Genomic DNA, 7,838 nt, shown 5'->3' on the forward strand with positions numbered 1-7,838 from the left:
GAGACAGATTCAACTTTATAATATTTCATCTGTCAACTTGACAGGGACTAGTGCACTGAATCGTTTTTTGTCGAGATTATTTCGCCAGCCAGCCGATCAACAAGGTGATCACCGCGGGCAAGCACTGGATCAAGAAAATCTTTTTGGTTGCGGTGAAGCCACCCACTAACCCGACGATCAACACAAACCCTGCTAAGGCCATGCGTACCGCCCAAGTGGTTGGGTTGTCGGCAAGCAGGCAGGTGAATAAGAACATCGCACCCAATGCGCCGTTGTAGATCCCTTGATTGACCAAGGAAACGCGCGCCGGGGCTTGCCGCACGAAGGCTAACGGCATGGCGAACGCCTTGGCTTGCGTCTCGGGTGTTCCCCACAGCTCCAAGGCCATGATCACCAAGTGCAACGCGCCTAAAAAAATGGTTAAAATGAAAAAGATGTTTTGCATAAGTACCTCCAAGCTATCCTTGCGACTATCCTAACAGGCTGGGCGCCTGGGAACAAGTCAACTTTACAAAACTTTTGCATCGTTGAATTGGATTCTGAGGTGGGAAGTCTCTGACCTGGGAAAGTTTAAGCAAACTGACGCGCACACCAATATTCTAGGTGTATACTAGCCAAAAAATCATTGGAGGGCATCGTGAGTAAACCAGTTTCCATGATCGAATTATTTTACGATTGGGTGTTTGTGGATATGATCGCCAAAGTCATTGAGTTGATCCATGGCTGAATCATGCCGTTGTGGACGTTGTTGGCAACGTTGGCGTACCGTGGGTTGTTGGTGGGGAAAATTTATCAAGCGCAGGCTTCACGTTAAAGGGTAGCCCAGCTTAGTTCAGGATAAGCAGCGACTTTGTCAACTTGGCAAAGTCGTTTTTGTGCTGTTCGAGAATTAAAAAGCTGAAATTTTTTTCGCATTCGAATATGAAATCGCTTGCAATTTTAGTATGAACCTTTCAGTATATACTATATAGGATAGCCTAATGGGAAAATGAGGTGAGGGTGATGATCACTGATGTCGATGCGCTGAGTCCGTTTGAGCTCAGTTTATATTTGGAATCTCGCGTGCCGCCTGCCGAGCGCAATGACTGGCTGGATGCTGGCCGGGGCAACCCGAACTGGACAGCACCAGTACCACGCGCAGCTTATTTTTTGTTAGGCGACTTTGCCACCCAAGAAACGTTGCACGTACAAGACTCGCGCATTGCTGGACAGATCACCCCGCAAGCGCAACGATTGACCCGGTTCAAAGCGTTTTTGGCGGAACATCAAGGCCCTGGTGCAGATTTTTTAACCGAGTGCTTATCCCAACCTAAGCTTTTAGGCATGTCAGCAGAAGCCTGGTTGACGGCGGCGTGTGATGCGATCATCGGCGACAATTATCCAGCCCCAGCACGGTGTTTGGACATGGCGGCGCAACCGTTGAAAACTTACCTCGACGAGGAATTATTCGCCAAGCGAGCCATTGATTTCGATGTCTTTCCGGTAGAAGGGGGGACGGCGGGTATTTGCTACTTGTTTGACACCTTGATCCACACGCATTTGCTCGATCCAGGCGATCGCATCGCGTTGTTCTTGCCGACGTTTGCGCCTTATCTGGAAATTCCGGAACTGCCCCAATATCATTTTGACGTGGTGAAGGTGCGGGCGAAGCAAGTGATCACCAAAGGGCAAACGCAGTATCAATACTCAGTCGGCGAACTCGACAAATTGCGTGACCCGCGGATCAAAGCGGCGTTTGTGGTCAATCCCAGCAACCCGACGGCCAATGCGATGTCGGTGCAAACCCTTGCCGCCTTGCAAAAAATCGTCAACGATGCGCGGCCAGATCTCTTGATTCTAACCGATGATGTGTATGGTACCTTCGTTCCGCACTTCATGTCGATTTTTGCCACACTGCCATACAATACGGCTTGCTTATATTCGTTTTCGAAATATTTTGGCGCAACTGGCTGGCGAGTGGGTGCCATCGCCATCGCTAAACATAATGTGTTCGATGACCAGATCCGGCGATTAGGTGGGGCGCCAAAAGATCAGGTGCTTGAACGTTACGAGTCGCTATCACCAGATCCAGAAGCGATTCACTTCATCGACCGGCTGGTGGCAGACTCACGAGACATCGCCTTGCATCATGCCGCCGGATTGTCGACGCCGCAACAATTGATGATCGCACTTTTCTCGTTATATGGGCTGTTGCAAGATGGCGCCGGCTATCAACAAGAAGTGATCGGCATTTGCCGGGAGCGCGAACGCATTTTATTCACGGCGTTAGGCTTGCCACCAGCGGATCCGCATTTGGACACGGCTTATTATGTCGATATCGATTTGATGCAGTGGGTCACCCAGCGCTATGGCCAAGCCTTCGCCAAAAAGTTGAAAATCCACAGTTCACCGACGCAGATCTTGGTGCAATTAGCAGAACGCAAACATTTATTGTTGCTGAAAACCAGTCCTTTTGGCAGTGACGCGTGGTCCGTTAGAATTTCATTGGCGAATCTAGCCACCAGTCAATATCAACAAGTCGGCGCGCGCATCATCGCGTTGTTCGACGATTTACACCGAAAAGTGGAGGCATAATTTGAAATCCCCGAAATTTATGGAAGTGGCGGAAGAAATCGCCGCTCGTGTGCACAATGGCCATTACACCAGTGCCCAGCGCTTGCCGTCAGAATACGATCTCGCCGATGAATTTGGCGTCAGCCGCTTGACGGTGCGCAAAGCCATCGATGCCTTGGTCAAACAACAACTTTTGATCAAAGACCCGCGCAAAGGCACCTATGTGATGGCGCCGGCAGAAAATGACAAAGTTGAAAGTGGCCGCGGTGGCCTGCAAAGTTTCACCGAAGCCGCCTTAGCTTATGGCAAAACGCCGCATACTGACGTGTTGAATTATCAAGTGATCGACCATCCTAGCGCCGACATCGTGGCAAAACTCGACTTAGACGCGCGCCATAATCCGATAGTCGTCGAACTAGAGCGCTTGCGGTATTGGGATGATGAACCGATGACCGTCGAACACTTAATGATTTGCGATGAATATGTGCATGGCATCAATGCCGCCGATTTCAAAGGATCACTGTTTGAACTGTTGGCACCCAAAGTCGAGCTGGCTTATTCACATCAAGAAATTGAAGCCTTATTGGTGGATGAACGCATCAGTCAATTGTTGCAAGTTCCAGTCGGCGCGCCGCTGCTGAAAGTGCACACGGTCACTTACACCGTCGATGCTAAACCAGTATTTTATGACACGTCTTATTACCGTGCGGACAAATATACTTTTAAGTCCACGCTGACCCGGTTTGATTAAGAAAAGGGGGATCAAATGTTCACAGCAACCCAATTACAAGCATTAATTGCCGCGCACCGCGATGAATTCTTCAAAGATCTGGCTTCAATTATCGCAATCCCTAGTGTTAAAGGCCCAGCGGCACCACATGCCCCATTTGGCCTTGCGCCTAGGCAAGTGCTCGATGCCGTGGTTGCCTTAGGCCAGGCTTACGGCTTCAAAGCTCAAGTGGTTTCTGATGCGATGGCTTATGTGCAATGGGGGGATAATGACCAGAACTATCTCGGCGTGGTCGGGCATTTAGATGTGGTGGCAGCAGGCGATGGCTGGACCAGCGACCCGATCACCTTGACTAAGCGCGGTGATCGGTGGTATGCGCGCGGCGTTTTGGATAATAAAGGGCCGGCGATTTCATGTTTGTTCGGACTGAAATTGTTGAAAGATGCGGGCTTACAACCACAGCGCACGATCCGCTTGATTTTCGGGTCAGATGAAGAATCTGGCAGCGCGGATGTGCCGATGTACTTAGCCCAAGAAGCGCCGCCGACATTCGGCTGGACGCCTGATTGCAAGTATCCGGTGGTGTATGGCGAACGCGGCATCGTCAATTATCGCGTGGAAACACCGTTGCCGACAGATACGTTGGCACAACTCGGCGATTTTCAAGGCGCACAAGGCAAAGCGTTTGTCCCAGATGAGTTAAGCGTCGAAATCAATGGACATGAACTTTCCGTCAAAGGCCGCCGCTCACCATCCAATGCCCCAGAAATGGGCATCAATGCGCTGACCTTGATTTCAAAGCAAGTGGTTGAAGGACATTTAGCAGATGGCGCGTTGCAAGAGTACTTCACTTGGTTTGATCAAGCCTTGCGCGACCAGCATTTTGGCCAAGGGCTTGGCATTGACTTTAGCGATGAAGATTCTGGCAGATTGATCGTGACACCATATTTAATGGAAAGAACTGACACAGGCATCGCACTGGAGTTAGCAATGCGCTATCCCGTCACGGTTTCTGAAGCGCAAGTCACTGAAGGGCTGCAACAACATGTGCCAGCAGGTTCCAAAATCACGGTGGTGCGCAGTATGCCAGGCACCATGCATGATCCGCATGACCCGCACTTGGCCATTTTAAGCCAAGCATACGGGGAACTCACCGGACTGGATCCGACGCCGGTGACCACCACTGGCGCCACTTACGCGCGGGTGATGCCCAACATTATCGCCTTTGGGCCGAGTTTTCCCGGGCAAAAAGGGATCGCCCACAAAGAAGACGAGTGGATGGACGAAGGTGACTTGTTGATGAATATGACGATTTACACCTTGGCAATGAGCCGACTACTAGAAAAAGGAGTGTGATGAGGATGTGGGGAACAATTGCAACTTGGCGGATGGCCCATGATGGCGTCTTGAAAGCTAGCGACCTTTTGCAAAAAAATGGCCATGCAACTGATGCGGTGGAAGCGCTGATCAACGTGGTCGAAGCCTACCCGTATTACAAAAGCGTGGGCTATGGGGGGCTGCCGAATGAAGAAGGCGTGGTGGAAATGGATGCCGCCTTCATGGATGGCGACACCTTAGCGCAAGGGGCCGTCGGTGGGATCCACAGCGTGATGCACGCCGTTTCTGTGGCGCGCGCATTGAGTCATGAACACTACAATAGTTTCCGCGTGGGCGAAGGCGCGACGAAATTTGCGACGTTACACGGGTTTGAAATGACCAACATGTTGACCGACCGCGCCAAAGCCCGCTGGGAGAAACGCCTCGCCGAACAGCGTGCTCAACCAGACAATCCTTATGATGGCCATGATACGGTTGGCGCCATCACCTTGGACACTAACGCTTCCATGGCCGCGGCAACGTCAACTTCAGGCTTATTCATGAAAAAAGCGGGCCGCGTCGGCGATTCGCCATTATCCGGTTCCGGGTTTTATGTCGATAGTGAAATCGGCGGGGCCGCGGCGACTGGCCTTGGCGAAGACATTATGAAAGGCTGCTTGTCTTATGAAATCGTGCGCCGCATGGGTGAAGGGCAAAGCCCACAAGAAGCCTGCGATGAAGCGGTGTATCCGTTCATCGAGAAACTCAAACGGCGGTATGGCAAAGCTGGCGAGTTCTCATTGGTGGCGATGAACAATCAAGGTGAGTGGGGCGTGGCCACGAACGTTGAGTTCACCTTCAGTGTGGCCACGGCTGAAGCATCACCGCGCATTTTGATCGCGCATCCTGGGCCTGATCACACCACCACCATCGAACCGATCACGCAAGCATGGCTCGATGCTTATGAAAAGCGGATCAAAGCACCGATCAACTAAACGATTGGAGGGGAAACAGATGAAAGCAATTATTATTTTAGACCAAATTCAAGCTGGGCTTGGCGGCAAAGAGCGCGCCGATACCCCATTAGGTGGCAAGAAGTTGGCCATGGGCAGTGCCGAAAACGTCGCGCATGCGTTGAGTGCCGTCGACGGGGAAATCATGGGGACCTTCTATTGCGGGACGGAGTATTACCAGCAAAACCGCGACTTGGTACAAGGCAAGTTCGCCCGCATGAGCGAGAAAATGGCCCCAGACATCGTGATCTTAGGCCCGACTTATGACTATCCGGAATTTGCAACCATGGCGTGTGAGCTCGGCGACTACATTCAACAAAACACCAAGCTGCCAGTGATCTTGGCAATCGCTCAAGAGAAGAACGAAGCCTTGTTGCCGACTTATCAAGATCAACTCACCATTGTCAAAATGCCGAAAAAAGGCGGCACGGGCTTGTCTGATTCCATAAATCACTTGGCAAAAGGCTGTGCGGCCCTCGCTTTTGGCGGGGATGTCGCCACGTTTAAATCCGACTACTGTTACCACGACTGATTAAAGTTAGGAGGGAACCCTGATGCAAAAGAAGTTTGAGTCCATCCTCATGCCAGTGGCCACCAAATTAGGCAACAACGTGGTCTTGCGCTCATTGCGTGACGGCTTTTTGATCATCACGCCATTGATCATTGTCACCTCGATTTTCCTGTTGTTAGCCAACTTTCCAATTCCTGGCTGGTCGAATTTCTGGACTGGGATTTTAGGTAAAGGTTGGGAATCTTGGTTTACTGCGGTTTCTAATTCTGTGTTTAGCTTCACTGGCATCTTATCTTGTACCGCCATCGGTTATGCTTACGGGAAAAACCGCGGCTTGCAAGCCATCCACTCTGCAATCGTCGCTTTGATCAGCTTCTTGATCTTGACCCCAACGACGGTCACCGTTGGCAAAACTGCAGTCTCTGCCGTGCAGTTACAATACGTCGGCCCGAACGGCATTTTCTTAGGCATCTTCATTGCGATTTTCTCTGTTGAAATCTTCCGCTTTGCGGTGCGCCGCAACTGGACCATCAAAATGCCAGATGGCGTGCCACCAGCAGTCAGTCAATCCTTTGATGCGTTGATCCCAAGCGCGTTAGTGATTTTGGCCTTCTTCTTGATCCGCATCATCTTTACGCTGAGTCCTTTTGAAACCGCTTATAATTTCATTTATACGTTATTGCAAGCGCCTCTGAAGCACGTCGGCAACTCCTTGCCATCAGTGCTGTTGTACAACTTCTTGGCCAGCTTGCTGTGGTGCTTTGGGATCAACGGCCCATCGATCACCAACTCTGTGTGGTCGCCGATTTTCTTCGTGTTGACGCAAGACAACTTGCATGCGTTCCAAAACAACTTGCCATTGCCGCATATTTACACCCAACCCTTCATCGATATCTTCACCACTTATGGGGGCGGCGGCAGTACGTTAAGCTTGTTGATCGTGATGTTTGCTATTTGCAAGTCCAAGCGCATCCGCGAACTGGGCAAACTCGCCATCTTGCCAGGGATCTTTGGCATTAACGAACCGCTGATTTTCGGGTTGCCAGTAGTTTTGAACCCGATCATTGCCATTCCATTCATTTCCGTGCCAGTATTGAACACCTTGATCTCCGGTCTCGTGATGACTTGGGGCTGGGTACCGCGTCCAAACGGTGTGCTGTTACCATGGACGACCCCACCGATCATCTCCGGTTGGTTAGCTTCCGGGAGTTGGACTGGTTCGGTGCTTCAGATATTTGAATTATTACTCGGAATCTTGATTTACTATCCATTCGTCAAAATGCTCGACAAGCAATACCTCGGCGACGAACAAGCTGCGGCTGAAGCGGAGTTGACGATCGATTTTGATGAAATGTAGATTATGATGAGAGTTTTGGCAGTCAGGTGGGAGCCTGGCTGTTTTTTCGAGAATAAAAAAATATTTATTTTTCTCAGTACAAGTCTGTTGTCAACTGGCGAAGTTATTATTAATTTTCGTTTTGGAAAATTTATTATAGGTGTAGTGAGCGAGTCTTATCTAGCGGTTATCTGTAGCATTTTTTCCGTTCAAGTTAACACACGTTCCCAAATATGTTAACATTTAGTAACCAAAGTATGCCTAGTTCTTTGCTCCAAACGTTGGGTAAATGGTATTGTAAATTTACGCGGTATATTGAAATTTTTCCCGCGTTTTACAATCAAGTTAGCCACTATCGTTAGCACTCAGACAAAATAA

Annotated in this window: 7 protein-coding genes; 6 read left to right on the forward strand and 1 reads right to left on the reverse strand. The window is 50.1% G+C overall.

Features of this window, described 5'->3' with window-relative positions:
- Nucleotides 1–76 precede the first annotated feature (76 nt).
- The gene (locus FD01_RS06860) at nt 77–445 is read right to left on the reverse strand and encodes a DUF1304 domain-containing protein (protein ID WP_056963395.1); all 369 of its coding nucleotides are present in this window, start codon (nt 443–445) and stop codon (nt 77–79) included.
- A 557-nt stretch (nt 446–1,002) separates the two neighbouring features.
- Between FD01_RS06860 and aspD the strand changes: the two genes are divergently transcribed.
- Genes aspD through FD01_RS06890 form a run of 6 tightly spaced genes read left to right on the forward strand, consistent with a single transcriptional unit; the run spans nt 1,003 to nt 7,481 of the window.
- Nucleotides 1,003–2,574, forward strand: coding sequence for an aspartate 4-decarboxylase (gene aspD / locus FD01_RS06865; RefSeq protein ID WP_056963398.1), 1,572 nt, complete (start codon nt 1,003–1,005; stop codon nt 2,572–2,574).
- 19 nt (nt 2,575–2,593) lie between these two features.
- Nucleotides 2,594–3,304 carry a GntR family transcriptional regulator, LSA1692 subfamily gene (locus FD01_RS06870; protein ID WP_056963408.1) on the forward strand — a complete coding sequence of 237 codons (711 nt, stop codon included), beginning with the start codon at nt 2,594–2,596 and terminating at the stop codon, nt 3,302–3,304.
- Nucleotides 3,305–3,319: 15 nt separating this feature from the next.
- A complete protein-coding gene (locus FD01_RS06875; protein WP_056963400.1) occupies nt 3,320–4,639 on the forward strand; it encodes a Sapep family Mn(2+)-dependent dipeptidase in 1,320 nt (439 codons plus the stop codon).
- Entirely contained in the window at nt 4,639–5,595 is a 957-nt protein-coding gene (locus tag FD01_RS06880; protein ID WP_056963402.1) for a glycosylasparaginase, read from the forward strand. Before FD01_RS06875 ends, FD01_RS06880 begins: the two co-directional genes overlap by 1 nt.
- A gap of 19 nt (nt 5,596–5,614) precedes the next feature.
- Nucleotides 5,615–6,145: a GrdB-related putative oxidoreductase gene (locus tag FD01_RS06885; protein ID WP_056963404.1), complete on the forward strand. Its 531-nt coding sequence runs from the start codon at nt 5,615–5,617 to the stop codon at nt 6,143–6,145.
- Between the two features lie 22 nt (nt 6,146–6,167).
- Nucleotides 6,168–7,481, forward strand: coding sequence for a PTS sugar transporter subunit IIC (locus FD01_RS06890; RefSeq protein ID WP_056963406.1), 1,314 nt, complete (start codon nt 6,168–6,170; stop codon nt 7,479–7,481).
- Nucleotides 7,482–7,838 lie beyond the last annotated feature (357 nt).

The sequence above is a fragment of the Lacticaseibacillus manihotivorans DSM 13343 = JCM 12514 genome (assembly GCF_001435035.1).
GTDB lineage: Bacteria > Bacillota > Bacilli > Lactobacillales > Lactobacillaceae > Lacticaseibacillus > Lacticaseibacillus manihotivorans.

Bases quoted from the DNA above. Each gene is read 5' to 3' on its own strand.
- FD01_RS06860 (WP_056963395.1), bottom strand. From the start codon at position 445: ATGCAAAACATCTTTTTCATTTTAACCATTTTTTTAGGCGCGTTGCAC.
- aspD (WP_056963398.1), top strand. From the start codon at position 1,003: ATGATCACTGATGTCGATGCGCTGAGTCCGTTTGAGCTCAGTTTATAT.
- FD01_RS06870 (WP_056963408.1), top strand. From the start codon at position 2,594: ATGGAAGTGGCGGAAGAAATCGCCGCTCGTGTGCACAATGGCCATTAC.
- FD01_RS06875 (WP_056963400.1), top strand. From the start codon at position 3,320: ATGTTCACAGCAACCCAATTACAAGCATTAATTGCCGCGCACCGCGAT.
- FD01_RS06880 (WP_056963402.1), top strand. From the start codon at position 4,639: ATGAGGATGTGGGGAACAATTGCAACTTGGCGGATGGCCCATGATGGC.
- FD01_RS06885 (WP_056963404.1), top strand. From the start codon at position 5,615: ATGAAAGCAATTATTATTTTAGACCAAATTCAAGCTGGGCTTGGCGGC.
- FD01_RS06890 (WP_056963406.1), top strand. From the start codon at position 6,168: ATGCAAAAGAAGTTTGAGTCCATCCTCATGCCAGTGGCCACCAAATTA.